This window comes from Saccharothrix sp. CB00851 (assembly GCF_001905065.1).
GTDB lineage: Bacteria > Actinomycetota > Actinomycetes > Mycobacteriales > Pseudonocardiaceae > Actinosynnema.
The window spans coordinates 53214-79662 of sequence record NZ_LWLC01000026.1; the positions used below are offsets into that span (position 1 = coordinate 53214).

Here is a 26449-nt window from a genome sequence, read left to right on the forward strand (position 1 = left end):
GGAGCACGGTCGCCGGTTGTGTCGGAAATGTCATACGCGGTCGTTAGCATCCCGGCCGTGGGAGCGAAGCTGGGCAGGGTGGCGCGCCGGGTCGTCGGCGCGGGCCGGCGCGAGTCGGCCAGTGTCAGCGCCGCCGCGTTAGGGCTGTTATTGCTGGTCGGAGCCGCTGTCGGCGACGGCATCTCGCGCACGGCGGTCGAGGTTTCCGACGGGCTCACGTGGCTGGGCGACGACCAGCGCGGCGAGGTCGTGCAGGTGAACCCGAGCGCCGGGAAACCGCAGACCCGGTTGCAGGTCAGCGGCGCGGACGCGCAGTTGGAGATCGCGCAGTCCGACGACAAGCTGATCGTGCTCGACCGCCGCACGGGCCAGATCACGGTGATCGACCTCGCCACGTTGCTGTCCTCCGGTCGCAGGCAGGCACCCGCCGGACCGTCGGCGAAGGTGCTCATCGCGTGGGACTGGGTGTTCGTGGTCGACCGCGCGGCGGGCTCGGTGCACAACGCGGACCCGGTGACGCTGGTCGACATCGGGTCGCCGTGGCTCGCGGGGCAGCCGCTGGCGGATGTCGTCGTCGATGACGAAGGCGTGATCTGGGCCGTGGACCACGGCGGCAACCTGCACGCGTTGGAGTGGTCCGACGACGAGCTGGAGTTCGTGGAGCGGTCGGACAAGCCGGTGGCCGGTGCCGGGCCCCGCACGGCGTTGGTGCCGCACGAGCGGGGCGTGACGTTGCTCGGGTTGGAAGGCGGCGTGGTGGTGCGGGACGGCACCGGGCGCGACCTCACCACGAGCACGGAGGCGTTCGGTGGCGAGGTGCTGGCCGCGCAGACGAGCCCGACGGGCCTGGTGCCCGCGGCGATCCCGGACGCGTCGGCGGTCGTGCTGCTGAGCGGTGACCAGGTGGTGCGGGTCGACCTGGGGCCGCTCGGCTGCCCCAAGCCGGGGCGCCCGGCGGTGTTCCGCGAACGGGTCTACGTGCCGTGCCGCGGTTCGGGCAAGGTCGTGGTGCTGGACCGGTCGGGCCGGCGTGGCGCGGAGGACGTGCGCACGGGCGGTTCGGGTGATCCGGCGCTGGTGTTCGACGACGGCAAGCTGTTCATCAACACGCCGGGCCAGGGCTCGGGCGTGATCGTGGACGCGGACGGTCGGACGCGCGACGTGGTGATCCGCAGCCCCGAGCTGCCGGTGCTGGACCCGGAGCGGACGCCGATCCCCAGCGTGCCGCCACCGCCACCGCCGCGTCCCGACCCGCCGGCTCGTGACAACCGCGGCAACGGGCAGAACCCGCAGCGCGAGGAGACCAAGCCCGTCGCGCCGACGACCACGACCACGCCGAGCGCGAGCGTGTCGGGTGCGGTGCCGGGGCGTCCGGCGGGTGTCACGGTGTCGCAGCGCAGCAACAACGGCACGTCGGTGGTCGTGTCGGTGAGCTGGAGCGCCGCGCCCGACGGCGGTGAGCCGATCACCGGGTACACGGTGACCGGGACCGGCGCGTTCACCGGCGGTACGCGGGAGACGCGGGTGACGGGCACGTCGGCCGAGTTGGTGTTGCCGTGCGCGGGTTCCATGTTCTGCGCGAGCGGGAGGTTGGACGTCGCTGTGGCGGCGTACAACCGGTTCGGCACGGGTGAGGCGGGGGCGGGGTCGTTGACGGTCCGGCCAGCCGCCGGGTCGTCGACCCCGCCGCCGCCGACGGTGACCACCACGTCGACACCGCCGCCGCCTCCTCCGCCTCCTCCGCCACCGCCTCCTACGACGACGACCACGACGACGCCTCCTCCGCCTCCTCCGCCACCGCCGCCTTCGTTGCCCACCGCGGGCGTCGTGGTGATCAGCTCGGTCGGCGGTGGCATGTACGAGAGGCTGGTGACGACTTCGCCGCCCGCGGACTGGGCGAGCCACAGCGGACCGTGTGAGGTCGTCAACAAGACCTGGGGCTACACGGCGCCGATCCCGTGTTCCGGTGGCTCGGCGAGCATCACGGTCGAGATCGGCGCGAACGCGCTCGTCGTGCGGGCCTACGCGGCGTCCGGGTCGCAATCGGTGGATTCGGCGGTGCGCAGCTCGCCCGTGCGGGACACCGAGACCTGCGGTGGCCGGCTCTGCCGGCCGCGCAGCCTGCCCGCGTCCGAGGAGAGCAACCAGCTCGTCGGCGGCGGCATCGGGTTGTTGGCGACGGCGTGGCTGTTGACGTTGCGCAACCGGCGCATGCGGCGTGAGTCGGGCGAGTGATGAAGGGCGTGGCGTGACGAGTACGGCGGTGCCGGCGATCGGCGAGGACGAGATCGCGGCGTTCCGCGCCCTGCACGCGCGGCTCGGTGATGCGGTCGAGTCGGCGGTGCGGGGCAAGCGGGACGTGGTCGACCTCGTGCTGGTCGCGATGTTCGCCGGTGGGCACGTGCTGCTGGAGGACGTGCCGGGCACGGGCAAGACGACGTTGGCGCGGGCCGTGGCGGGCGCGTTGGGCGGGGTGTCGCGGCGGGTGCAGTTCACGCCCGACCTGCTGCCGTCGGACGTCACGGGCACGTCGGTGTACGACCCGCAGACCGGTCAGGTGCGGTTCCGGCCGGGTCCGGTGTTCGCGAACATCGTGCTGGCGGACGAGATCAACCGTGCGGCGGCGAAGACGCAGTCGGCGTTGCTGGAGGTCATGGAGGAGCGGACGGTCACGGTGGACGGCGTCGCGCACGCCGTGCCCGCCCCGTTCCTGGTGGTGGCCACGCAGAACCCGATCGACCTGGACGGCACGTACCGGCTGCCCGAGGCGCAGCTGGACCGGTTCATGCTGCGCACGTCGATCGGGTATCCGGCGGTGGAGCACGAGATCGACGTGCTGCGGCCCGGCAGCGGCGCGGGGCAGGTGGGCGCGGTGCCGACGGTGACGAACCCGCACGTGGTCGCGGAGCAGGGCCGTCGGCTGGCGACGCTGCACGTGGCGGACCCGTTGCTGCGCTACATCAGCGACATCGGGGTGGCCTCGCGCGGGGACAGCCGGTTGCGGTTGGGTGCGAGCACGCGTGGTCTGCGTGCGTTGGTGCGGTGCGTGCAGGTGTACGCGGCGGCGCAGGGCAGGCACTTCGTGGTGCCGGGTGACGTGCAGGCGCTGGCGGTGCCGGTGTTGGCGCACCGGTTGGTGTTGACGCGTGAGGCGCAGCTGGCGGGTACGACGACCGAGGAGGTCCTGGCCGACGTCCTGGCGGGCGTGGCGGTGCCGCGACCGGCCGCGCGATGACCAGGGTCCGGCTGACCGCGCGGGGGATGGGCGCGGTGCTGCTGGGTGTGCCCTTGGTGGTGCTGGGGGTGTGGTGGCGTTATCCCGGTGTGGCCGGGTTGGGCATCGCGTTGGTGGTGCTGGCGGGCGCGGGCGTGGTGTCGGTGCTGTCGCGGGCGCAGGTGGCGCCGAAGCGGACGGTGCGGCCTCGGACCGTGCAGCGGTTGGGCGCGTGCACGGGCGTGGTCGAGCTGACGGGCACCAGCCGGAGGTTCCCGGTGGTGTTCGACGCGACCGACGAGGTGGCGGGCGAGGCGGTGGCGGTGGACATCCCGCTGCTCGCGCCGGGGCAGCGGGTGAAGGTCGAGTACCCGATCCCGACGCACACCCGCGGCCTGCTGCGCGTGGGTCCGCTGACGTTGAGCCGTCGTGGCCTGGCCGGCTTGGCACATGCCCGGACCGTGGTGGGTGACGTGGTGGAGGTCCGCGTGGTGCCGCGCGTGCTGCCGGTGCGCGGGTTGCCCGGTGGGGTGCGGCGGGGGCACGTCGGCGCGGATGAGCGGGTGGAGCGCGGCGGGACGGACCTGGTGGGGCTGCGGGAGTACGTGCCCGGTGACGACTTGCGGCGACTGCACTGGGCGACGTCCGCGCGCACCGGGACGTTGATGATCCGGGAGGACGCCGACCCGGCCCGTCCGCACCTGGCCGTGGTGCTCGATGATCACGCGGAGTCCTACGCGGAGGCCAAGGATTTGGAGGACGCGGTGGAGGTGGCGGCGTCGCTGGTGACGGTGGCGGTCGCCGAGGGGCACCCGGTGCGGCTGGTGTCGTCGTCGGGGGCGGTGGACGTGGAGCTGCCTGCGGGTGCGGTGGACGCGGACGCGTCCGTGGTGCTGGCGGCGTTGGCGGACTTGAAGGCGGCGGAGGCCGACTCGGCCGCGGGCGACTCGGCCGCACGGCCGTTGCCGATCCGGGAGCTGGACGTCGTGGCGGTGGTGTGCGGAGCGCGGGCCGACCTGTCGGCGTTGATGCTGGAGGCGGGTCGGGCGTCGGTGGGCGTGGTGCTGGCCGTCGATCCCGCGCCGACCCACCCGATCTCGGCGGTCGGATCGGTGCTGTTGCTGCGCGACGCGAAAGCCGAGGGCTTGTTGGACGCCTGGAACACGGCGGTGTCCCGGTGACCGCGCCGCCGGCCGAAGATCACCCGATCGTGATCGTGTGTCCGGGGATGAATGGAAGCGCCGATTTTGTTGCCGGAAGTATGGAGGCGCGGCGCCCCGGCCTCGAGTGTGTCGGGGTGGTGGCTGCGTGAGGGCGAACGAGCCCGCCAGTGCTGGCGCTGGCGCTGGCGCGGATGCGGGTGCTGGTGCGGATGCTGGTGCTGGCGCGGGCGCGGGCGCGGGTGCCAGCACTGGTAGTGGTGGTGCCGGTGGCCGAGTTGGTCGTGCCAGCGCTCGCGGCGGTGGTGCCGGTGGGGCCAGCCCTCGCGGTGGTGCTGGCGCTGGCGGCGGTACCAGCGCTCGCGAGGGTGCTGGCGCTCGCGGTGGCGGTGCTGCTGGCGGTGGCGGTGGTACCAGCGCTCGCGGGGGTGCTGGTGGCGCCAGCGCTGGCGGCGGTGGTGGTGCTGCTCGCGGTGGTGCCGGTGCCGGAAGACGTGCCCGCGTGGCCTGGGCGGCGCTGCTGGTGGTGGTGGCGGCCCAGCACCTGGGCTCGGGGTGGCAGGGGTACGTGGCGCCGTTGGTGTTCGTTGGCGCGGCCGCGCTCGGGTTCGCGTGCCTGCCGTTGTTGCGGTGGCGGAGGATGCCGACGGGGCTGGTGGCGTTCTCGTTGGTGGTGCTGGCGCTGGTCGGCGGTTATTGGGTGGCGCGGGATTCGGCGATCGACTCGACCGACCCGTGGGGGGTGCTGCTGGACCTCGTGCCCCGCCTGTTGACGGCGGCGCGGCCGGCGCCCGCGACGCCGGAGCTGTTGGTGCCGGGTGTGTTGCTGGTGTTCGGCGTGTCGTTGGTCGTCGTGCTGGCGGTGGGGCGGGGGCGGTCGTTGGTGGCGCCGGTGGTCGGTGCGGCGGTGCTTTACACGTGCACGGCGTTGCTGACGGCTGGGCGGGCGGATCGGTACGGGCTGGTCGCGGTGGGGTTGATCGCCCTGGTGGCGGTCGGGTGGTTGTTGGTGGATCGGCTGGAGGCCGGTGGGCGGGTGCTGCTGGGGTTGCCCGCCGTGCCGGTGGCGGCGTTGGCGGCGTTGGCGGTGGTGTTGCCGGCGGGTGATGCGTTCGAGCCGCGGGAGCTGGTGGAGCCGCCGGTCAGCGACCTGGGTGTGGCGAGCCCGTTGCCGCAGTTGGCGTCGTGGGCGAACCTGGGCGACACCGAGCTGTTCCGCGTGCGCGGGCCCGAACGGGCGGTGCGGTTGGTGGCGTTGTCGGACTACTCGGGCGCGGCGTGGCGGGCGGCGTCGTTGTACGGGCCGATCGGGGCCGTGGCGGAGCCCGACCTCCCGCCCGGGGCACGGGTGGACGAGGCCGAGGTGGAGATCACCGTCGGCGAGCTGGCTGGTCGTTGGCTGCCGACGGTCGGGCGGCCGACGGCGGTGACGTTGGACGGGGCGATGGTCGACCCGGACTCCGGGTCGCTGGTGCTGCGCACCGAGTTGACGCCCGGCCTGTCGTACCGCGTGCGGGGTGTGCTGGACGTGCCCGACGACGCCGACCTGCTCGACGCCACCGTGCCGACGACGGCCGACCGCTACCTGGAGCTGCCGGGGTTGCCGTACTCGTTGGCGGAGTACGCGCGGCAGATCGTGCGGAACGCGCGGACGCCGTACGAGCGGGCCGTGGCGATCGAGCAGGTGGTGAAGCAGGGCCGTACACCGGACGCGCAGGCACCGGTCGGCTCGTCGTACGCGCGGCTGGAGCGGTTCCTGTTCGGCAACCCCGGCGAGCCGGGGGCGAACGCGGGGACGGCGGAGCAGTTCGCGTCGGCGTTCGCGGTGCTGGGGCGGGCGGTCGGGTTGCCGACCCGGGTGGTGGTGGGCTTCCAGCCCGGTGCCGGTGAGGAGCGCGTGGTGCGCGGCAGCGACGCGACCGCGTGGCCCGAGGTGTACTTCGCCGGGTGGGGCTGGGTGCCGTTCGACCCGGTGGCGGGCGTGTCGTCGGGCGGTTCGAGCGCGGCGCAGAAGCGCGAGGTGCTGGACCGGTTGGCGTCGGTCACGGCCACGCCGACGAGCACCCCGCTGTCCGCGCCGCCGCCGCCGTTGGTGACGCCGTCGAGCCCCGTGGCCGCGCAGGCGACGTCGGGCGGGTCGCAGCGGTGGATCGGGTACGCGGTGCTCGGCGCGGTGCCGGCGCTGGTGTTGGCGGTGCTCGGCCTGGCCCGGTTGGTGCGGCGCAGGCGGTTGCGGGCGGCCGGTGCGACCGGCGCGTGGGCGTACGTGCTGGACGGTCTGCTGCTGGCGGGTCGGACACCGCCGGCCGACCGGACCGCACCGGACGTGGCAGCGGAGCTGGGGTCGGCTCCCGCGGTGGAGTTGGCCCGTCTGGCGGAGTACGCCGCGTTCGCACCGAAACGTCCGGCGGTGGCCGCGAGCGCGGGCCACGCGCGGCAGCAGGTGGCGGGCGGTTCCGGCGAGTCGGCGTGGCGGTTGGCGAGGCAGGTGAGGGTCGGGTTGCGACGCGGGGTCCGGTGGTACCGCAGGATGTTCTGGGCGGTGGACCCGCAGCCCCTGTGGCGGCGTTAGCCGTTGCGCACGGCGCACGTGCGGGCGGACGCGCCGCGTTGCGCGGACGGGTCGTCGAGGCCGATCGCGAGCACCTGGAAGCAGTACTGCGGCGCCTTCGGCTCCAGGCCCTCCAGCACGTGTGACGTCGCACCGGCCGCCACCGTCACCAACGGCCTCGGCGACGAGCCCGTCACGTCCACGATCACGAACTGGGCCTTGCCCTCGCTCGGATCCGTCCAGAACAGCTCGATCCGGTCACCGTCGTCCTCCAGCCGCTTGAGCACCGGGGTGAACGCCGGGACGCCGCCCTCGGGCAGGCTCGCCGTGGTCGTCGTCGGGACCACGGTCGTGGTGGTGACCGGGGTGGTGGTGGCAGGTGGTGACGCGGCCTCGTCGGACCTCCCGGGCAGGCTCAACGCGACCCCGATCACCACCCCGACGAACACGGCGCTCACCGCCGCCGACTTCCACGAGCGCCGCGGCCGCGACGGTGGCGGTTCGGGCAGCTCCACCAGCGGTGGCGGCGGTGGGGGCACCGGCGGGCGGCGCTCGGTGTTGTGCCGGACGGTCAGGTCGGCGAGGTCCTCGGTCCACGTCTTCACCGGCTCCGCCGCCGCGGCGACCGGTTCCGGTGGTGCCTCGACCACGGGTTTCGGGCCGAAGTCCGGCAGTTCCGTCGGGCCTTCCGGGTAGCGCTCGGGCACCTCCTGCCGCACGGCCGCCGTGTGATCCGGGTCCACAGTGGACTGCGCCGCCCACGTCGGCACCGCCGCCAACGCCGCCCGCAACGACGCCGCGTCCGGGAACCGGTCCTCCCGCGCCTTGCGCAAGCACCGCAGGATGATCGCCACCAGCTCGACCGGCACGTCCCGCCGCAGCAGCGACCGGGGCGACGCCTCACGCACCCGCCCGAGGTAGCCGAGCATGGTGTCCTCGCCGGGGTTGTCCGACGCGAACGGCGGCTGCCCGTCCAGCAGGGTGAACAGCGTGGAACCCAGCGACCACAGGTCGTCGGCCGCGGCGGGCGGTCGGCCGTCCACCATCTGCGGTGCGGCGTGGCGGTAGCTCACCAGCTGCAACGACGCCGTGTGTGCCGCGTCCGCGCCCCGCGCGATGCCGAAGTCGGCCAGCACGTACGACGTGGGCAGCACCAGGATGTTCTGCGGCTTCACGTCCCGGTGCAGGATGCCCTGGCCGTGCGCGAACGACAGCGCGTCGGCCACCGCGATCCCGGCCGCGACCACCTCGTGCACCGGCAGCGGCCCGCGCTGCCGCAACCGGTCGTGCAGCGAGCCGAGGTCGTAGTACTCCATCACGATGCACGGCCGGCCGGCGATCACGCCCGTGTCCAGCACGGTCACGATGTGCGGGTGCTGGCGGCCGAGCCGGACGGTGATCTCCAGCTCGCGGTGGAACCGGCTGACCGTGTCCTCGTCGGTCACGTCCAGCACCTTCACCGCGACGTCACGGCCCAGCCCGTCCTGCGTGGCCCGGTACACGGTGCCCTCGCCGCCGTGCGCGACGAGCCGGAAGTCGCTGTAGCCGGGCAGCGCGACGGCCTGCGCGGCACCGCCCTGCCCCGGCGGGGGCGCCCAGGCCAGCAGGTCGTCGGCGGGATCCACGACGCCGATCGTATCCGGCGCCCCCGACACCGGAGGACACCTCCGAACGGGGTAGGCGGTCGAGGTGCGGACGGCCGCCCGGCATCGGAAGGTGGGTGTGTTCGGTGACGTCGTCGGTCGGAGGGAACCTGTGATGAGTGGCCCGATCGTGGTCGGAGTGGACGGCTCGGAGTCGGCGTTGACGGCCGTCAGGTGGGCGGCGGAGGAAGCCGTGCGGCACCGCGTGCCGCTCCGGCTCGTGCACGCCTACCTGCTGCCCACGCGCGGCTACCCGGAGATGGTGCTGACCGGCCACGAGGTGCGGGACGCGTTCGAGCGGCAGGGCAGGCAGTGGCTGGAGGACGCGGCGGCCGGCGTGCGCGACCTCGTGCCCGAGGTGGAGACGTCGGTGGTGGTCGAACGACCCGCCGCCGCGATGATCGCCGCTTCCCGGGACGCCCGGCTCGTCGTGCTCGGCTCGCAGGGGCTGGGCGGGTTCACCGGGTTGGTCGTCGGGTCGGTGGCGGTGGCGGTCGCCGCGCACGGCGAGTGCCCGGTGGCCGTCGTCCGCGGTCCCTACCCGGCGGAGGGCCCGGTCGTGCTGGGCGTGGACGGCTCGACCGCGGGCGAGGCGGCGATCGGGTTCGCGTTCGAGGAGGCGTCGGTGCGGGGCACCACGCTCACCGCACTGCTCGCGTGGACGGCGTTGCTCGCCGAGACCCCGTACGCCACGCGGCTGCGCGTCGACTGGGACGAGGTGCACGAACAGCAACACCAGATACTGGCCCAGCGCCTGGCCGGTTGGCAGGAGAAGTACCCGAACGTGGCCGTCGACCGGCAGGTGGTCCGGGAACGCCCGGCGAAGGCCCTGCTCGCCGCCGGCCGCGACGCGCAGCTGCTGGTCGTCGGCAGCCGCGGCCACGGCGGCTTCGCCGGCATGCTGCTCGGCTCGACCAGCCAGGCCCTGGTGTACCACTCGCCGTGTCCCCTGGTGGTCGTGCGACCGGACTGACCGGTCCGCCCGCCGGCCGAGGTGATCTTCGGGCATGATCGGCACCGCGAGGTGGACGCCTCGGTCCGTACCGGCGACGCGGCGGGGGAGCGGAATGGTCGCAGTGCTCGGCGGTCTGCGGGGTAACCGGGACCTGGCGGTGCTGGTGGTCGGGTCCGGGGTGGCCGGGTTCGGCGCGCAGCTCACGCTGATCGGGTTCACCACCGCGCTGGCCGGGTCCGGTGCGTTCGCGGTGGCCGGGTTGTTCGTGGTCGTCGCGTTCGGCGCGGTGCTCGGTGCGCCCGTCGCCGGGTGGGCGGTCGACCGGTTCCCGTATCGGCTGCTGCTCAGCGTGGCGGTGTTCGCGCAGGTGTTGCTGCTGGTAGGGCTGCTGTTCGGGCACGCGCGGCTGCCCGTGCTGTACGGGCTGGTGGCGCTGCTCGGCGTGTGCGGGAGCGTCGTGCGGACGTGCGTGTCCGCGCTGATCCCGCTGGCCACCGACCCGGCCGACGGGCACGCGGCGTTGTCGTCGGCGCAGAACACCGGCTCCCTGGCGGGCATCGTGCTCGGCGGCGTGCTCGCGGTCGGGCCGGGGGTCGAGTGGGCCGTCATGCTCGACGCGGTGTGCGCGTTCACGCACCTCGCGCTGGTGGTGCTGTGGCTGCGGGTCGACCGCGACCCCGGGCAGGACGACGGTGGCGTGGCGGCGAGCGGCCAGTGGAGCGGCTGGGTGCTGCTGCGCAGCGACCGGGTGCTGCTGGGACGGGTCGTCGCGCAGGCCGTGGTCGGTGTCGCGGTGGCCATCGCGCTGGTCAACGAGGTGTTCCTGGTCTTCGGCCCGATCGGCGGCAACGCGTTCACCTACAGCGCCGTGCTCGCCTGCTGGACCGCGGGCCTGCTGCTGGGCGCGAACGTGAGCCGCCGCTTCACCACCGCGCGGGCGCTGATCGTCGCCTTCGCGGTCGGGAACCTGGTGCTGGCGCTGGCGTTGGCCGCACCCGCGCAGGTGCCGCACGTGGTGGTGAACGCGGTCGCGTGGCTGGTCGCCGGCGCGTGCGGCTCGGTGCAGAACGTGACGCTGAACGGCCTGGTCCAGGCCCGGACGTCGGAGGCGGTCCGGGGACGCGTCTTCGCCACCGTCGGCGCGGTGACCGCCTGCTCGGGCGTGGTCGGCATCCTGGTGGCGGGCGCGGTCGTCGGCGCGGCCGGCCCGCTCTCGGCGTTGACCGTCGCGTCGGCGTTCGCGTTGGTGGCCGCCCTGATGGCGGTCCTCGCGGTGCTCCGCCGTGATCACCGGCGCGCGTCCGTGGTGTCACCGGACTTCGACCACGCGTCGCTCTGACTCCAGCGGGCACCGGGCCCGCCCCGTCACGCGCGATCACGACACCTCGATCAGCCCAGGTAGCCGTCCACGCCCTCCTCGAAGTGCAGCTTGTCCTCGCCCTGGTCGTAGCGCTGCCAGTTGCGCGCCCGGCTGGAGCCCTCGCCCCAGTACTCCTTGGAGACCGAGCCGCCGATGCGCACCTTCTTGCCCGGCGACTGGTCGAACCGCGCGAAGCCAGGCCGGTCGTCACCGGCTACGCCTTTGGTGGGCGCAGCCTCCCACACCGGCCTCGGCGGTCGGTTCCGCCGGTACGTCCGAACGGGCGGCGCGCGGCTGCCCGTTCGGACGTACCGGTGGGGTCAGGACACCTTCGGGTGGATCTGGACCTCCCTGCCGGTGACCGCGTCGATCGCGAACACGCGCTCGATCCGGGGGTTGTCGCGCAGCGTCGGGAAGTCCGCCAGTTCGACCGGGTCGCCCTCGGCGCGGTTGGGGCCGACGAGGACGTAGACATCGCCGCTGGCGCTGCGGGCGGGGCTGGCCGCGACGGTGTCCGAGACCTCGCGTCCGGGTTGGACGGTGGCGTGGACGGCCTCTTCGCGTCCGGGTTGGACAGCCGCCCGGACAGCCTCCTCAGGGCCGGGCTCGGTGCGGGCGTCCAGGTTGGTCATGAACTCGGCCAGGTCCATGAGGGAGTGCCGCTGGCCCTCGGCGTCGATGGTGTCGCCGGCCCAGAAGAAGGACCCCTCGCCCTTGGTGGCGAGGATGTCGCGAATCTTCTCCTGCCAGCGCTCGCCCTCCTCGGCCGGGAGGTCGCGCAGGTCGAGGCACGGCTTGCCGTCCACCTCGGTGACGGGGAAGCCGTGCTGGTCGGGCAGCGGCCGACCGTCGTCCTCGCCACCACCTGCGCCACCGCCACCGCCGTGCTCGCCGCCGTGTGCGCTGTCTTCGGGATCACGGGTGGGACGTTCCTCGCCCGAGGGGGCGCGGTCGCCCCGGTCGCCGGGACCGTCGCCGGTGGGCTGCGTGCCGCCCGCCGACGGGGTCCCCGCGCCGCCACCCGTGTCGAGGTCGGGGATCGTCGGCTGCTTGAACAGGTCTTTGGGCACTTCGGGGATGGGTGGCATCGGCGGTGGGGTCGTGCCGCCGGACGGCGCGGTCGCGCTGCCGCCCGGAGTGCCGGAACCGCCCGGAGCACTGGAGCTTCCGCCGGGCGTGCCCGAGCCGCCGCCGGAGGAGCCGTGGCCGTCTCCGCCGCCGGTGATTCCGGTGGTGGGGTCGGTGATGGTGGGCTGCTTGAACAGGTCTTTCGGTACTTCGGGAATGGGCGGCATGGGCGGTGGGGTCGTGCCGCCGGACGGTGTGGTCGCGCTGCCACCAGGTGCGCCCGAACCGCCGCCCGAACCGACGCCCGAGGAGCCGTCGGGGACCGGCGGCGGGTCGGGGATCTTCGGGAACTCGGGCACCGGCGTGGGTTGCGGTGCTGCTTGCTGCTGAGGGTTGCCCGACGCCCCGGCGGACGCGGTTTGTTCCGGCGTGCCGCCGCTGGGGACGGGCGGAGACGTCGGCGCACCGCCGGTGGGCGCGCCGGAGCCCGTCGGTGCCGGGGGCACCTGGCCGGTCGGAGCACCACCGCCCGCGCCGGTGGACTGCGAGGTCTGGGTGGTGCTGTCGGCGCCGGGGGCGTTCTCGACCGGTGGGACGGGGGGACCCTGGGATGGCGCACCACCGCCGGCACCGCCCGCGGGAGCACCGGGCAGGCTCGGCGCCGGCTCACCGGTCTCGATCTTGGTGAGGTGATCGGCGCTGGAGAGGTCGGCCTCCTGCTGGGTCTGCGCGGTGGCCCTCAGGCCCTCGCCGACGAGTCCCAACGTCGAGGCGGCCTTGCCCGCCAGTTCGACCGACGTGCGGAGGGAGGCGTTGAACGCCTCGGTGGCGAACGTCCCGGCGGTGCCGAGCGCGTTGCCCGCCAACGTGTGGCCGGACAGCGACGACGAGACGTCCTGGTAGCCGGTGCGCAGTTCGTCGGCCTGCTGCTGGAGCCCTTCCATCGCGGCCGAGTCCATCGTGAAGCCCGGGCCGCCGCCGGGTGGGGGCGTGCTGATCGTGGTGGGTGAGAAGTTGGTGACCATGGCGTTGCCTCCGCGGAACGCAGGGGGGTGGAAGGTTTTCGGCGCGGGCGATCGGGAACCGACCGCCTCGGCCTACTCGACCTCGTCGACCCTGCGGACCGTCGCCGGTTCGGCGGGTTGGTACTGGGGGACGGGATTCTCGGCGTAGGTGGCCTGCAGCGGTTGGACTTCGCGGTACAGGGGCGCTTCGGCGCGGGTCGCCTGCAACGGCTCCAGCTCGCGGTACAGGGGCGCTTCCGCCCGGGTGGGCTGCAGCGGCTGGACTTGCTGGTAGAGAGGTGCCTCGGCCCGGGTCATCTGCACCATGTGCTCTGCTTGCACGGCTGGACGCGCGTGGACCACGTGTTCGGCTTGCACGGCCGGCTGGGCTTGGACGACGTGCTCGCGCTGGACCATCATCGCCGGTTCGGCCTCGACGGTGACCCGCTGAGCCCTCATCATCGGTTCCGCCTGGACTGTCTGCTCGCGCTGGACCATCGTCTCCGGCACGGCTTGAGCGGTGACCCGCTGGGCCCTCATCATCGGTTCGGCCAGGGCGTCGCGCTCGCTCACCGCCATCCTGGACACGGCCTGGGCCGACTTCATCGCCGTGCCGCCGGCCGCGGCCTCGAACCGCTCCCAGCCCTGCGCGACCTCGTCCGAGATGGTGTCGAGCATCTTGGTCCGGTCGACCTGGCGGGTCAGCGCCGCGTTCAGGGCATCCATCTTGGCCGCCATGGACATGCCGAGCTGCTTCGCGCTGTCCACCACCGAGGCCAGGAACATCGCGATCGAGACACCGAACGTGACCGGTGCGAACGCGTAGGCGAAGATCGCGCCCGGCGCCAGCGAGTTGGAGTACTGGTCGACCGTGTACAGCAGGGCCTCGCGCAGCGCCTGCACCATCGCACCGGTGTTCTCGACGACCACGCCCTTCGCCGCCATGGCGTTGGCCAGCGAGTCCAGCTCGTCGCCGAGGCGTTCCATGCTGGTCTGGTAGGCGTCCCGGGCCGTGCCGGTCCACCCCTCGGGCTTGGCCAGCGTCTCGCGCTGGGTCGAGGCCAGCTCACGCATCCGGTCCGCGGTCGAGCGGATCGCGTCCACGGTGGCCTGCACGCTCGGCTGGTCGCCCTTGAGCTGTTCGATCGGCTCGAGCAGGAAGGTCACGTAGTCGACCGCCCACCCGGCGACGCCGCGCAGGGCCGCGAGCGGGTCGTCGGGGACCTGGGCGCCGGTCGGCAGGCCCACCACGGACTGCGGCTCGGCCTCCGCCTCCTTGGCGATCGTCTCGATCCGCTGGTCGACGTCGGCCCCGACCGAGACCTTCCTCTGCAAGGTGTGCGCGGGTGCCACCTCGGCGGTGCCTGTTGCCATGAGCAGGGCCTTCCTCAACGTGAAACGCCTGACCCTGGCAGTCAAATGACCACCACCAACGCCGCGCCAACGTCCAGCTAACGATCAACACGGAATCCCGGCTACCAGCCCATGAGTGTCGAAACTTTCGGACACCGGGCCCGCTGCTGCGAATAGTCCTATCGCCGGCGTCTGCCTGCTGTCTTGCGTCTCTATAGGTGAATTGCCAGGTTGACGCGGTCGATCATCCGACCTACTTTTGCGAAAGACTCAGGCTGAGCGATCGCAACTTTCGGTCACTCTTGCCGGTTCGACCCTTGGAGGAAGTGATGTCCAGAACTGCTGTCACCGTCGCCGGCAGGCCGGTGGCGCACGGTGCGCGGCGACGTCTCGCGGCGCTGGCCGGCGCGGTCGGGTTGTTGGGCGCGCTGGCCGTGGTGCTGCCGCAGACCGCGGCCAGTGCCGCCGACTGCTCCGGCGGCTACGTCGCGCTGACCTACGACGACGGCCCCAAGCCCGGCACCACCACCCAACTGCTCACCGCGCTGCGCTCGGCGGGCCTGCGCGCGACGTTCTTCAACCAGGGCAACGCCGTGCAGGCCAACCAGGCACTGGCGCGCAGCCAGCGCGATGCCGGGATGTGGGTGGAGAACCACAGCTGGTCGCACCCCCACATGACCCAGCTCAGCCAGGCCCAGATGACCTCCGAGATCTCCCGGACCCAACAGGCGATCCAGTCCGCGACCGGCGTCGCGCCCAAGCTGTTCCGCCCGCCCTACGGCGAGACCAACAGCACCCTCAAAGCCGTCGAAGCCCAGTTCGGGCTGACCGAGGTGCTCTGGAACGTCGACTCCCGCGACTGGGCCGGCGCGAGCACCGCCCAGATCGTCCAAGCCGCGTCGACGTTGCAGAACGGCGGCGTCATGCTGATGCACGACGGCTACCAGACCACCATCAACGCCGTCCCCCAGATCGCCGCCAACCTCGCCGCCCGCAACCTCTGCGCCGGCATGATCTCCCCGTCGACCGGCCGGGCCGTCGCACCGACCGACAACCCGCCGGGCACGACAACGACAACGACAACGACCACCACCACTACGACCACGACCAGCACCACGACGCCGCCGACCGGTGCGTGCGCCGCTTCCTACCGCACGGTGAACTCGTGGCAGGGCGGCTACCAGGGCGAGGTCAAGGTGACGGCCGGTTCGGCGATCACCGGCTGGACCGTGCGCTGGTCACTGGGCTCCGGGCAGATCACCCAGGTCTGGGGCGGTGTGCTCGTCGGGACGGGCCCGGAGGCCGCGGTGCGCAACGCGGCGTGGAACGGCACCCTCGCGCCCAACGCCTCGACCACCTTCGGCTTCATCGTCAGCGGGAGCAACCCCACGGCCGGTGCCCTGACCTGCACCAGCCCCTGACCGTGAACCGCGCCGGTGTGCCCCTCGAAGCACGAGGGCACACCGGCGCGTCCGTTGGTCCGGATGGCGGCCCTCGCCCCGCGATCTCCAACCGGGAGAATCGAGGTGTCGAAGGGGGTACGGGTGCCGCGCCTGGAACGTCCGCTGGTCGAGGAGGACACGCCGCTGCTGAGGTTCGCCGGTGACCTGCGGCGGCTGCGGCGCGCCGCCGGGCTGCCGTCCTACCGCGAACTCGGCCGCCTGGCGAACTACTCGCCCGCCGCGCTGTCCGAGGCGGTGTCCGGGCGCAGGCTGCCGAGCCTGGCGGTGACCAGGGCGTTCGTCCGCGCCTGCGGGGGAGACGTCGAGGAGTGGACGGCCCGCTGGCGTGAACTGGCGGCGGAGACCGCGGACCACGGCGACGCGCCGTACGTGGGACTGGCCTCCTACCAGGTCACCGACGCCGACCGGTTCTTCGGCCGCGAGGCCGAGGTGGGCAGGCTGCTCGCGCTGGTGCGCGAACGGCCCTTCGTCGGGGTGTTCGGCGCGTCCGGTGCGGGCAAGTCCTCCTTGCTGCGCGCGGGTCTGGCCGCGCGGTGGGGCGAGCACGTGATCATCACGCCGGGCTCGGACCCGATCACCGAGCTGGCGGCGGCACTGGCCGGCCGCCGGTCGCCGGTCGACGTCCGCGCCGAACTGGCCGCCGACCCCGAGCACCTTCGGGTGTTGCTGCGGCGGGCCGCGGACGACCTGTTACTGGTGGTCGACCAGTTCGAAGAGGTGTTCACGCTCTGCGCGGAGCCCGACCGCCGATGGCTGGTGCGGGCGCTCACCCACGCCGCCGGTGCCGCCCGCGTCGTCCTCGGCGTGCGCGCCGACTTCTACGGCCACTGCGCCCGCCACCCCGAGCTGCTGGACGCCTTGCACCGCTCCCAGTCGCTCGTCGGCCCGATGAGCCCCGAACAGCTGCGCCGCGCCGTCATCGAGCCCGCCGCCCGCCGGGGCGTCTCGCTGGAGAACTCGCTGGTGGCCCGCCTGATCGCGGACGTCGCCGCGCACCAGGGCGCGTTGCCGTTGGCCTCGCACGTGCTGGTCGAGACGTGGCACCGCCGCCGCGGCGCGGTGCTCACCCTGGCGGGCTACGAGGACGCGGGCGGCGTCGAACACGCCCTGGCCCGCACCGCCGAACAGGTCCACGAAGCGCTGCCCGAGCCGGACAAGCAGGCGGCACGGCAGGTGTTCCAGCGCCTGGTCACCCCCGGCGACGGCACCGAGGACACCCGCCGCCGGGTGTCCCGCGCCGAACTGCCCGCGAGCGACGCGCTGCTCGACCGGCTCGCCGCGGCCAGGCTGATCACGCTCGACCGCGACACCGTCGAACTGACCCACGAGGCGCTGCTGCGCGCGTGGCCGAGGCTGGTGGACTGGCTCGCCGAGGACCGCGACGCGTTGCGCGCCCACCGCAGGCTCACCAGCGCCGCCGACGCCTGGCGCGCGCACGACCGCGACCCGGACGCCCTCTACCGCGGCGTCCACCTGGAGCAGGCACGTCGCCTGGCACCCCGGCTCAACGAGGCCGAACGCGAGTTCGTCGACGCGGGCCTGGCCGCCGAACGGGACCGGGAGGCGCTGCGCCGGCGGGGCGTGCGGCGGTTGCGGCGTCTCGTCGCCTGCCTCGCCGCGGTCGTCCTGCTGCTCGCCGTCACGACCGCCTACGCCGTCAGCACCCAGTTCGCCGCCACCCGTGAGCGCAACCAGGCACTGTCGCTGCGCGCCGCCGACGCCGCCCTGGACCTGCTGGCCCGCCCGCGTGACGCGGCGGCGCTCGCCCTGGCCGCCTACCGCGTCGCGCCCACCACCGAGGCCCGCGACGCCCTGCTGCTGGCGCGTGCCGCGAGCACCGCCACCACCCTGGGCAAGGGGCACGCGCGCTTACCCGGCCGCTTCGCCGTGACGCACGACGAGTACGACCGGGCATCCGACGAGATCACCTACCGCCTCTGGGTCGGTGACGGTCCGGACCGGCGGCAAGCCGGTGGGATCATCGTGCCGCCCAATGGTTTCCTCAACCTGGTCAGCGCCGACGAGAGCACCGCGGTCACGGTGGTCTTCCCCGACCACTTCGAGATCTGGGACCTCGCCGATCCCGACGCACCCCGCCGGACGTCCGCCGTGACCGGTTGGCCGTTCCCCCAGGGCATCGACGCGGCGGGCACCCTCGTGGCCGGCTTCAAGGACGGGGCCGCGGTCTACTGGCGACCCGGTGACACCACACCCACGCGCCTGCCCGGCGACGGCGTCGAGAACGCCATGCCGTTGCAGGACGGCACGGGCGTGGTCGTGGTCCGCCGTGACGGCGACCGCCGCGACGTGGAGGTGCGGTACCTGGACGGCCGGGTGGCCCCGGTGCTCAGCCGCTCCACCCGGCTCGGGCTGGTGACCGGTCCGGCAGGCGCGCTCGCCGTCTCCGACCTCGACCGCGCGCACCTCACCGTGCTCGGCCCCGCGGGCGGGACGACGCCGGTGCTGGAGGCGGACGCGATCCCCGGGCAGGCCCTGGTCGAGTTCTCCCACGACAGCCGAGCCGTCTCGGCGGTGCACCGCGACTCGGTGTGGCTGTGGGACCTCACCGGCGGACGGGAACCGCTGTCGCTGCGGGCGCCGGGCGTGGAGTTCACCTCCTCCCGCTACGACCCCGCCACCGGCGAACTCCTGCTGCTCACCACGCGCGAAGGCGCGCTGTGGCGGCTCGCGGTGGACCTCGACCGCGTGGTGCGCGACGTGTGCGCCGACCCGGCCGACGTCGACTGGGCGGCGCACTTCCCGGGGCTGTCGCCACGACCGCTGTGCCCGTGACGGCGCCGGTGGCCCACCCGGCGCCGTCACGGACCCGTCAACGCAGCCGGTAGGCCCGGATCACGGTCTGGCTCAGCTTCCGGTACCGGCCGTCGTCGGCCTGCACGCGCAGGGAGACGAACGTCCCCGGCTCGGCGCGGTTGCCCACCAGCGCGGCGCGGCCGAACACCGGCAGGCTCGTCCAGCTCTGCCCGTCGTCGTAGGACACGTCCACCCGGAAGTGGCGCAACGGCGGGTTGTCCACACCGCGCTGCCGGTCCACCACCAGCGGCACGGTCAGCGGCTGGTACGCGGGCGCGCTGCCCGCGTGGTCCAGCGCGGGGGTGAACCGCACCACCGACATCGGCAGCCGCTGTTCCCGGGTGGTCGTGTCCGAGCGGAACGTCCAGTCGACCACGATGTGCGTGCTGAGGTCCGAGACCTCCGGCGCACGTGTCACCTCGGCCCGCGCCCGGAACAACCCCGGACCCCGCGGCACCCGGAACACGCCGTGCCCGGCGCTGTCGTTCTCGCCCACCAGCTCACCGTCGCGGTACAGCGCCGTCCGCGCGGACGTGGTCCGGGAGTAACCCTCGTTGCCCTCCCGGTCGCCGAACAGCGACAGCGACAACGCGATCTCGTTCCCGGCGCGCGTCAGGTTCGGGTAGTCACCGGAGTACATCACCGGGCCGATGACGGGCGCGCCGAACGACCTGTCGTAGGTCAGGCCCGCGCCGTACCGCTCCTCGTTACCGCTCATCAAGAACCTCTCGTCGAAGAACAACGCCCGCCAGCCGATGTCCGGCGTCGTGTACCTCGTGGCAACCGGGGTCGAGGTGACGTCGGTGAAGAACATCGGACCGGCCCTACCGGACGGCGTGACCACGTGGCCGCCGAGGTCCCGCGGCCCGCCGGAGGACTTCAGGGCGATCGTGGTGCGCACCTTGGCCAGGTCGGATTCGCGCGGCCGGCGCACGAACCCGTCGGGCACCCGGCCCTGCACCGCCCACCCCAGCCAGTAGGCGGCCGAAGGGCTCGCGGACTGCGCGGCCACGAACACGTCCAACTCGCCCGCGGGCAGCGACGGCCCCGCGTGGCCCACCCGCGTGCCGGGTGGGAAGCCGCCGGGGTGGTGCACGGCCACGCTCGCGGTGTGCTCGCCGAGCCTGCGCTCGACCACCAGGCGGTGCAGGTCCGGCGTCGCCGTTGGGTCGGGTGCGACGACTTCCAGCGGCCCGGCCGTGCGCGCGTCGAGGACGACGTGCGTCGCGGCCTCCACCCGCAGGTGCGGCCGGAAGACCATGGTGTGCGGGCCGCGTTCCGGGCCCAGCAGCGCCTGCACCACGTAGTCGCCCTCGGGCAGCCTCGCGGTGCCGTCCCGCACGTAGGTCTGCGCGCCCGTGACCATGTTCAGCAGCAGCGTCAGCTGCCTGCCCTCCGGCGCGCCGGGGTAGGCGAAGGTGACCGGGTGGCTCTTCACCTCGCGGTGCAGCCCGACCGGCGTCCGCAGCACCACCGCGCCGCCCGCCTCGGTCGCCACCACCGAACCCGAGTACGCGCCGTCCACGGACCCCTGCCGCGCATCACCGGTCACGGCGACCTCGGCGGTGCCGCCCGCCGGGACGGTGACCCGCGTCGGGGACACCGAGAACACCGGCTGTTCCGCGCCGGCCGGTCCGCGCGCCTGGACGGCCAGGTCGAGCGTGACCGGCTGTGCCCCGTCGTTGCGGTAGGCGAGGGGTTTCGTGGTGGGCACGTCGTCGTCGTGCGGCCACTCGTGCCTGCCGAGGACGACCGACGTCGGCTCGCTGGTGACCGTCGCGGCCAGCGCCGCGGCGATGTCCAGGCGACCCGAGCCCTGCTCGTGCACGCCCAGCGCCGGGTTCGGCCGGGCCGACGCGGTCAGCGCCGCCTTCAGCCGAGCGCCGGTCCAGTCCGGGTGCCGTTGAGCCAGCAGCGCCGCCGCGCCGGCGACGTGCGGTGCGGCCATGGACGTGCCGGACAGGGCCATGTGGTGCTCGCCGACCGGTGTGCCGAGGACCTGGGTGCTCGGCTTGGCGGCGACGATGTCCACACCGGGCGCGGTGATGTCGGGCTTGACCGCGCCGTCGGCCGGCCTCGGGCCGCGGCTGGAGAAGTCGGCGAGCGACTCGTCGCGGTGCACCGCGCCGACGGTCAGCGCGGAGTCGGCCGTGCCGGGGGAGAGCACCGTGGCCGCCTGGTCACCGGTGTTGCCCGCCGAGACGACGAACAGCGTGCCGTGGCTGGCCGACAGGGCGTCCACGGCCGCCTCCACCGGGTCGACGTCGTCGCTGGCGACCAGGCCGAGGCTGACGTTCACCACGTCCGCGCCCTGCTCCGCGGCCCAGCGCATCCCCTCGATGATCGTGGACTCCGGGCAGAAGCCCCGGCGGTCGCACACCTTGGCGTCGAGCAGCCGCGCGTCCGGGGCGACTCCCCGGTAGGGCGCGCGGTGGCCCGCGATGGTGGCCGCGACGTGCGTGCCGTGGCCGTAGTGGTCGATCCCGTCCTGCTCGTGGGTGAAGTCGCGCCCGGCGACCTCCCGCCCGGCCAGGTCCGGGTGGTCGCCCTCCACACCGGTGTCGACCACCGCGACGGTCACGCCCGCGCCGGTCAGCCCCGCCGCCCACGCCACCGGTGCGCCCACCTGCGCGGTGCTGCGGTCCAGCAGCGGGCGGGCCATCCCGTCCAGCCACACCTTGCCCGTGCCCTCGGGCAGGTCCCGCCACCCGGTCGCCTTCGGCACCTCGGCCGCCACCGCGTCCACGGTCGGCAGCGCGTCGGCCACCCGCGCACCCGACGGCGGGCGGCCACCGGAGACGATCACCGGCACGGTGTCGCGGTGCGCGTCGTCGTACCCGGCCTCGACCAGCCCGGTGACGTCGAACAGCCGCCGGTCCACCCGACCCTCGGCCAGCTTGCCCGCCACGTCGGCGGGGACGACGTGCAGCCTGCCCCCGTGCCGGGTGACCTGGAACGGGACGTTCCCCCGGTGCGCGGCGGGGGTGATCGAGAGGAGTCGGTCACCGGCCAGGACGACCCGGTCGCCGGTGACGAGCGTGACCGTCTTCCGATCGGTCGGCGACGCCTCGCCCGGCCCGCCGCCGTGCCGCGTCCGGTCCGGTGCGGCGTGCGCGGGCACTGCCGCGACCAGTGCGGCGGTGAGTGCGAGCGCCACTGCTCTTCGCGCCACGGAGCCTCCGTATTTCGTGGGGGAGGGGCTCGTGGCGCCGGCGGTGTTCGCGCCACGAGCCCCGTGGTGAGGCCGCCAGTCAAGCGGCGCGGCGCGTGTTCAGGTTCAGCCCGAGCGAGCTGAACAACGTGTTGTGAACACCGTCCGGCCTCGATGTCGCGCGCGACCGGGTGCGGCGGGATGTGGCATTCGGGTCCGAACGTAGCGCCGGGCGATCTCTTGACCGAAAGTGAATTTCAACCATCGTCTTAGGGGTAAAAACTTCACACCTAGGAGACGCCGGATGCGCCACCTGCCCCTGCCCGAGCACAGACGTTCTCCGAGACGCTGGACGAGACCCGGGCTCGCCCTCGCGACCGCCGTGGGTCTGTTCGCCGCGCTCGCCCCGACCTCCGCGCCACCGGCCGACCCCACCTCCGCGACCGTCGCGCCCGAACTCGTCGCCGAAGTCCGCGCCACCGCCGCGGGCGAGCCGGTGCGGGCGCTGCTGATGCTCCCGAACGCCGAACTGTCCGGCGACCGCGACGAGGTCCTCGCCACCCTCCGCGACCACGCGGCCGACACCCAGGCCGAGGTCGCCGAGGCGATCGGCGAGACCGCGACCGTGGTCAACCGCTTCTGGCTCACCAACATGCTGCTGGTCGAGTTCCCCGCGGACGTCGACACGCTCGACTCGCTCGCCGCCGTGTCCGGCGTGGAGCAGCTGATCCCGAACTTCGAGCTCACCGCGCCCGACCCGGTCACGAGCACCGCGGAGGTCACCCCGGCCGCCGAGCTCACCTGGGGCCTGCAGAAGATCGAGGCGGCCCGGGTCTGGGGCGAACTCGGTGTCGACGGCAGCGGCGTGCGCATCGCGACCCTGGACACCGGCGTGGACATCACCCACCCGGACCTGGCCGGCAAGATGGTCACCGACGACCCGGCCGACGCCAAGCACCCCGGCGGCTGGATGGAGTTCGACTCGACGGGCAACCTCGTCGCCTCCGCGCCGCGTGATTCCGCCTACCACGGCACCCACGTGGCGGGCACCATCCACGGCGGCGCGACCTCCGGCACCGCGATCGGCGTCGCACCCGGCGCCGAGATGATGCACGGCCTGGTGATCCCCGGCGGCAGCGGCTCGTTCGCGCAGGTCGCGGCGGGCATGCAGTGGGCCATCGCGCCGGTCGACGCGGCGGGCAACCCGGCCGGACGCCCCGCGGACATCGTCAGCATGTCGTTGGGCGGCAACGGCTTCCAGGCCGCGATGGTCCAGCCGACGCGGGCCATCCGCGCGCTCGGCTCGTTCCCGGCCTTCGCCATCGGCAACAACTGCGGCTCTCTCGGCACGGCCAGCCCCGGCAACGTGTTCGAAGCCGTCGGCGTCGGCGCGACCGACAGCTCCGACAGCGTCGCGTCGTTCTCCTGCGGCGCCGTCGTGCGCAAGGACCAGTGGACCAACCCGCCCGCCGAGTGGCCGACGAGCTGGGTGAAGCCGGACATCTCCGCACCGGGCGTGGACGTCCACTCGGCCTCGCCGGGCGGCGGCTACCGGACCCTGTCCGGCACGTCGATGGCCACCCCGCACACGGCGGGCACCGTCGCGCTGATGCTGTCGGCCGCCGGTGACCTGCCGGTGTCCGAGGTGGTGGACGTGCTGGCGGACACGGCGTTCTGGGACGACCGGTACGCGGGCGCCCCGCCGGACACCCGGTTCGGCAAGGGCCGCATCAACGCCTACGAGGCGACCCGGTTCGTCGCGCTCGACTCGGGCGTGCGGGGCGTGGTCACCAACGCCGCGTCCGGCTCGCCGGTCGCCGGCGCCACCGTCCGGGTCGAGCCGGGCGGCCGCACCGTCACCACCGGCGCGGACGGCTCGTTCACCAGCAGGCTCGAACCCGGTGACTACACCGTCACCGTCGAGGCGTTCGGGTTCGGCAAGACCACGGCGAACGCCACGGTCGCCCCCGGCTCGTTCACCGCGGTCGACGTCGTGCTCACCCCCGCGCCCTACGGCCGGGTGACCGGTGTGGCCAAGCTCGACGGCTCCGGCGCCGGGATCCCCGGCGTCACGGTCAAGGTGCTCGGCGTGCCCGCCGACCTGTCCGCGGTCTCCGGCGCCGACGGCACGTACACGATCAACGGCGTGCCCGCGGGCACCTACCGGGTGGCCGCCTCGTACCCGACGTTCCGGGCGCCCGGCGAGGTCGAGGTGACCGTCGTCGCGGGCGAGGCCACCACCGCCGACTTCACGTTCGGCCCACCGGCGCGCAAGGTGGCGATCGTGGACAGCTCCGAGACGCGGGCGAACCAGTACCGCGACGTCGTGTTCGCGCCACGCGGGGTCGAGACCGCGTACTACAACTGGAACGAGCTGGACAAGGCGGCGCAGCACGCGACCGTCGTGCTCGGCTACGGCATCCTGACCTCGAACTACGACCCGGTGAGGTTCCAGGCGTTCCTGGACGCGACCGACGCCAACGGCACCGGCGTGATCTTCACCGACCACGCCAACACCACGGGCAACGGCATCCGGCAGCTGTCCAAGCACACCGGGCAGCCCGTGTCGACCGGGTACAACTCCGGCGGCAGCACGTCGGCCGTGTCGTACTACGAGGTGACCGCGGCGCACCCGATCTTCGAGGGGTACGCGGTCGGCGACCGCATCCCGCTCGACGACAGCACCAGGGCGAAGTGGGTCGCGTGGTTCGACGGCTACTCCGGTGAGGGCAGGCAGACCATCGCGGGCCTCGGCCGGACGGTCGACGGCGTGATGGGCGGCGGCATCGGCGTCGACCAGCGGGCCAAGAACCGGCACGTGCTGCTGTCGCTGCACGGCGTGTCGGCGACCAGGGGCCCGGCCGACTGGACGACCCAGGCGACCGACCTGTTCCTGCGCGCGATCGACTGGGCCTCGCCCGCGCCGGACCCGGACCAGCCCTACTACGCGCTGCACGACCTGAAGGTGTCGCCGGGCCTGGTGAAGGCCAGCGAGAACGTCACGGTGACGGTGCAGGTCAAAAACGTCGGTTCGTCGGCGGGCACCTACAACGCGGTGCTCAAGGTCGGCGGCACGGCCCACACGACCACGCCCGTGCAGCTGGCGGCCGGCCAGTCGAAGACGGTCACGTGGACCGTCGACCCCGACAAGCTGGGCACCTTCACGGTCGAGGTCGGGCACCTGACCGGCTCGTTCCGGGTGCGCGCGCCGCGCGTCGACCTCGCCGTGTCCACGGTGGACGCGCCGGGTGCGGCGGCGGTCGGCCCGCTGGCCGGTGCGGTGGTCGAGCTGATCAGCGGTGGCCAGGTCCGCGGGCTCGGCAAGACCGACGGCGCGGGCAGGCTGTCGTTCGAGATCCCGGACACCGTCGGCCGGTACACGCTGGTGGTGCGCAAGCCGACGCCCGAGGGCGGCGGCGACGCCTACCTGCTGCACCGCCAGATCACCGTGATCGACGACGACGTGGTCACGTTCGCACCGCGGGTGCTCGCCGGTGGTGTGCGCACGTCGTCCATCGGCGAGAACTTCGCCGTGCGGGCCGACATCGCGCTCGACGCCGCCGACGCGCGGCACACCGGCTCGGTGTTCCTGCGGCCCGCGGGCACCGCGCCGCACGGGTACCGCTACGAACCGGGCACCCTGGTGGCGACGCTGGACCGGTACGAGGCGGTCACCGTGCACTCGGTGCGCCACCTGGAGCAGGACTGGTTCCTGCCCAGCACGACGGTCGGCGGGCTCGACTGGACCACCCCGTACGACGTCCCGTTCGTGTTCGGCGGTCCGGCGAAGGTCTCGCTCGGCGACGTCGTGGTCGGTGAGGACGGCAAGGCCACCGTGGACTGGTCGGTGACCGACGCGCACGGCGTGCCGTTCGCCACGGTGATGGCCTCGGCCGTGCGGCCGTTCCTGAACCTTCCGGAACGGGCGGCGCTGGAGGACGTCGAGGGCCTGGTCCGGGCGGCGGCGCCGAACGAGCTCAAGCCGATCCTGCGGCTGTTCGCGCCGGACGGCACCCCGGTGCGGGCCGGTTCGATCAACTGGAACGCGCGGCCCTACGCGTTCACCCTCGACCCGGGCACCGCGCACGGGTCGTACCGGTTGGCGCTGGACGTGGACACCGGCGGCTACTCCGGTGACCTCACCGGCGAGGCGCGGCTGCGGGTCGGGCCGGAGCCGGTGGCCGACGTGGTCGTGACCGACACGCGCGGCACGTTCGCACCGGGCACGCACACCCAGTACGACGTTCGCGCGGTCAACCGCGGCACCGCCGACTCCGGGCCCCTGTCGTGGACGGTGCGCGTCGCGGCCGACCGGGCACTGGCACCGAGCGACGTGGTGCTGCGGCTGAGGGTCGGTAGCACGTGGCAACGCGTGGCGCTGACCCGCGACGGCGGCGCGTTGACCGGCACCGTCGTGGCCGACGCGGCGGTGGCCGCCGGGGCGGAGCACACGTGGCGGATGTCGCTGCTGGTGCGCGCGACCGGCACCTACACCGTGTCCGACACGTTCACCGGCACCGGTATCTCGGTCACCAACGCCGATGAGCTGGTCGTGGCCGAACCGGTGGGCGTCAGGTAGTCAGGACGTCCGGTCCTGCGGCCGCATGGTCGCGGGACCGGACCCACCGGACTGAAAACCCGTTGCCCGACGGCCTTCGGGTGAACATCATGGCGAGCATGGACCAGTAGGCACGGACTTCCCGCACGCGACGT

The 26449-nt window shown here is 73.5% G+C and carries 14 protein-coding genes; 9 read left to right on the plus strand and 5 right to left on the minus strand.

Going from position 1 to position 26449, the window contains the following annotated elements; translation table 11 throughout:
- The first annotated feature begins 57 nt into the window (after positions 1-57).
- From A6A25_RS24905 to A6A25_RS24920, 4 genes are all read left to right on the plus strand, one after another.
- Entirely contained in the window at positions 58-2235 is a 2178-nt protein-coding gene (locus A6A25_RS24905; protein WP_073893791.1) for a hypothetical protein, read from the plus strand.
- Positions 2236-2248: 13 nt separating this feature from the next.
- A complete protein-coding gene (locus tag A6A25_RS24910; RefSeq protein WP_073893792.1) occupies positions 2249-3235 on the plus strand; it encodes an AAA family ATPase in 987 nt (328 codons plus the stop codon).
- Positions 3232-4395, plus strand: coding sequence for a DUF58 domain-containing protein (locus tag A6A25_RS24915; RefSeq protein WP_083668640.1), 1164 nt, complete (start codon positions 3232-3234; stop codon positions 4393-4395). The genes A6A25_RS24910 and A6A25_RS24915 overlap by 4 nt, the downstream gene beginning before the upstream one ends.
- A 481-nt stretch (positions 4396-4876) precedes the next feature.
- Positions 4877-6946 (plus strand): DUF3488 and transglutaminase-like domain-containing protein, encoded by a 2070-nt coding sequence (locus tag A6A25_RS24920; protein WP_073893794.1) that lies wholly within the window; start codon positions 4877-4879, stop codon positions 6944-6946.
- Here A6A25_RS24920 and A6A25_RS24925 read toward each other — a convergent pair.
- Positions 6943-8550, minus strand: coding sequence for a serine/threonine-protein kinase (locus A6A25_RS24925; protein WP_158073809.1), 1608 nt, complete (start codon positions 8548-8550; stop codon positions 6943-6945). The two genes, A6A25_RS24920 and A6A25_RS24925, sit on opposite strands and share 4 nt — an antisense overlap.
- 133 nt (positions 8551-8683) lie before the next feature.
- Between A6A25_RS24925 and A6A25_RS24930 the strand changes: the two genes are divergently transcribed.
- Positions 8684-9541, plus strand: coding sequence for a universal stress protein (locus A6A25_RS24930; RefSeq protein ID WP_073893879.1), 858 nt, complete (start codon positions 8684-8686; stop codon positions 9539-9541).
- A gap of 94 nt (positions 9542-9635) precedes the next feature.
- The gene (locus A6A25_RS24935; RefSeq protein WP_158073810.1) at positions 9636-10862 is read left to right on the plus strand and encodes an MFS transporter; all 1227 of its coding nucleotides are present in this window, start codon (positions 9636-9638) and stop codon (positions 10860-10862) included.
- Between the two features lie 50 nt (positions 10863-10912).
- Here A6A25_RS24935 and A6A25_RS24940 read toward each other — a convergent pair whose 3' ends face one another.
- The 3 genes from A6A25_RS24940 to A6A25_RS24950 form a co-directional block, all read right to left on the minus strand.
- Entirely contained in the window at positions 10913-11128 is a 216-nt protein-coding gene (locus A6A25_RS24940; protein WP_083668642.1) for an IMP dehydrogenase, read from the minus strand.
- A 75-nt stretch (positions 11129-11203) separates the two neighbouring features.
- Positions 11204-12976, minus strand: a complete 1773-nt coding sequence (locus A6A25_RS24945) for a hypothetical protein (protein WP_073893800.1) — start codon at positions 12974-12976, stop codon at positions 11204-11206.
- 72 nt (positions 12977-13048) lie between these two features.
- A complete protein-coding gene (locus A6A25_RS24950) occupies positions 13049-14329 on the minus strand; it encodes a hypothetical protein (protein WP_073893802.1) in 1281 nt (426 codons plus the stop codon).
- A 308-nt stretch (positions 14330-14637) separates the two neighbouring features.
- Here A6A25_RS24950 and A6A25_RS24955 point away from each other — a divergent pair, with 308 nt between their 5' ends.
- Together A6A25_RS24955 and A6A25_RS24960 are read left to right on the plus strand one after the other, a co-directional pair.
- Positions 14638-15729, plus strand: coding sequence for a polysaccharide deacetylase family protein (locus tag A6A25_RS24955; RefSeq protein WP_073893804.1), 1092 nt, complete (start codon positions 14638-14640; stop codon positions 15727-15729).
- Positions 15730-15834: 105 nt separating this feature from the next.
- The gene (locus A6A25_RS24960; RefSeq protein ID WP_143193376.1) at positions 15835-18564 is read left to right on the plus strand and encodes an nSTAND1 domain-containing NTPase; all 2730 of its coding nucleotides are present in this window, start codon (positions 15835-15837) and stop codon (positions 18562-18564) included.
- Between the two features lie 37 nt (positions 18565-18601).
- Here the strand turns inward: A6A25_RS24960 and A6A25_RS24965 are convergent, their stop codons facing one another.
- The gene (locus tag A6A25_RS24965) at positions 18602-21757 is read right to left on the minus strand and encodes a S8 family peptidase (RefSeq protein WP_073893810.1); all 3156 of its coding nucleotides are present in this window, start codon (positions 21755-21757) and stop codon (positions 18602-18604) included.
- A 283-nt stretch (positions 21758-22040) separates the two neighbouring features.
- On the opposite strand from A6A25_RS24965, the gene A6A25_RS24970 reads away from it, so the two are divergent.
- The gene (locus tag A6A25_RS24970) at positions 22041-26315 is read left to right on the plus strand and encodes a S8 family serine peptidase (RefSeq protein WP_083668643.1); all 4275 of its coding nucleotides are present in this window, start codon (positions 22041-22043) and stop codon (positions 26313-26315) included.
- Positions 26316-26449: the final 134 nt, after the last annotated feature.

What these genes read in the sequence shown, in the direction of transcription:
- A6A25_RS24930 (WP_073893879.1), top strand. Translation starts at nt 8,684, where the DNA reads ATGAGTGGCCCGATCGTGGTCGGAGTGGACGGCTCGGAGTCGGCGTTG.
- A6A25_RS24915 (WP_083668640.1), top strand. Translation starts at nt 3,232, where the DNA reads ATGACCAGGGTCCGGCTGACCGCGCGGGGGATGGGCGCGGTGCTGCTG.
- A6A25_RS24950 (WP_073893802.1), bottom strand. Translation starts at nt 14,329, where the DNA reads ATGGCAACAGGCACCGCCGAGGTGGCACCCGCGCACACCTTGCAGAGG.
- A6A25_RS24935 (WP_158073810.1), top strand. Translation starts at nt 9,636, where the DNA reads ATGGTCGCAGTGCTCGGCGGTCTGCGGGGTAACCGGGACCTGGCGGTG.
- A6A25_RS24955 (WP_073893804.1), top strand. Translation starts at nt 14,638, where the DNA reads ATGTCCAGAACTGCTGTCACCGTCGCCGGCAGGCCGGTGGCGCACGGT.
- A6A25_RS24970 (WP_083668643.1), top strand. Translation starts at nt 22,041, where the DNA reads ATGCGCCACCTGCCCCTGCCCGAGCACAGACGTTCTCCGAGACGCTGG.
- A6A25_RS24945 (WP_073893800.1), bottom strand. Translation starts at nt 12,976, where the DNA reads ATGGTCACCAACTTCTCACCCACCACGATCAGCACGCCCCCACCCGGC.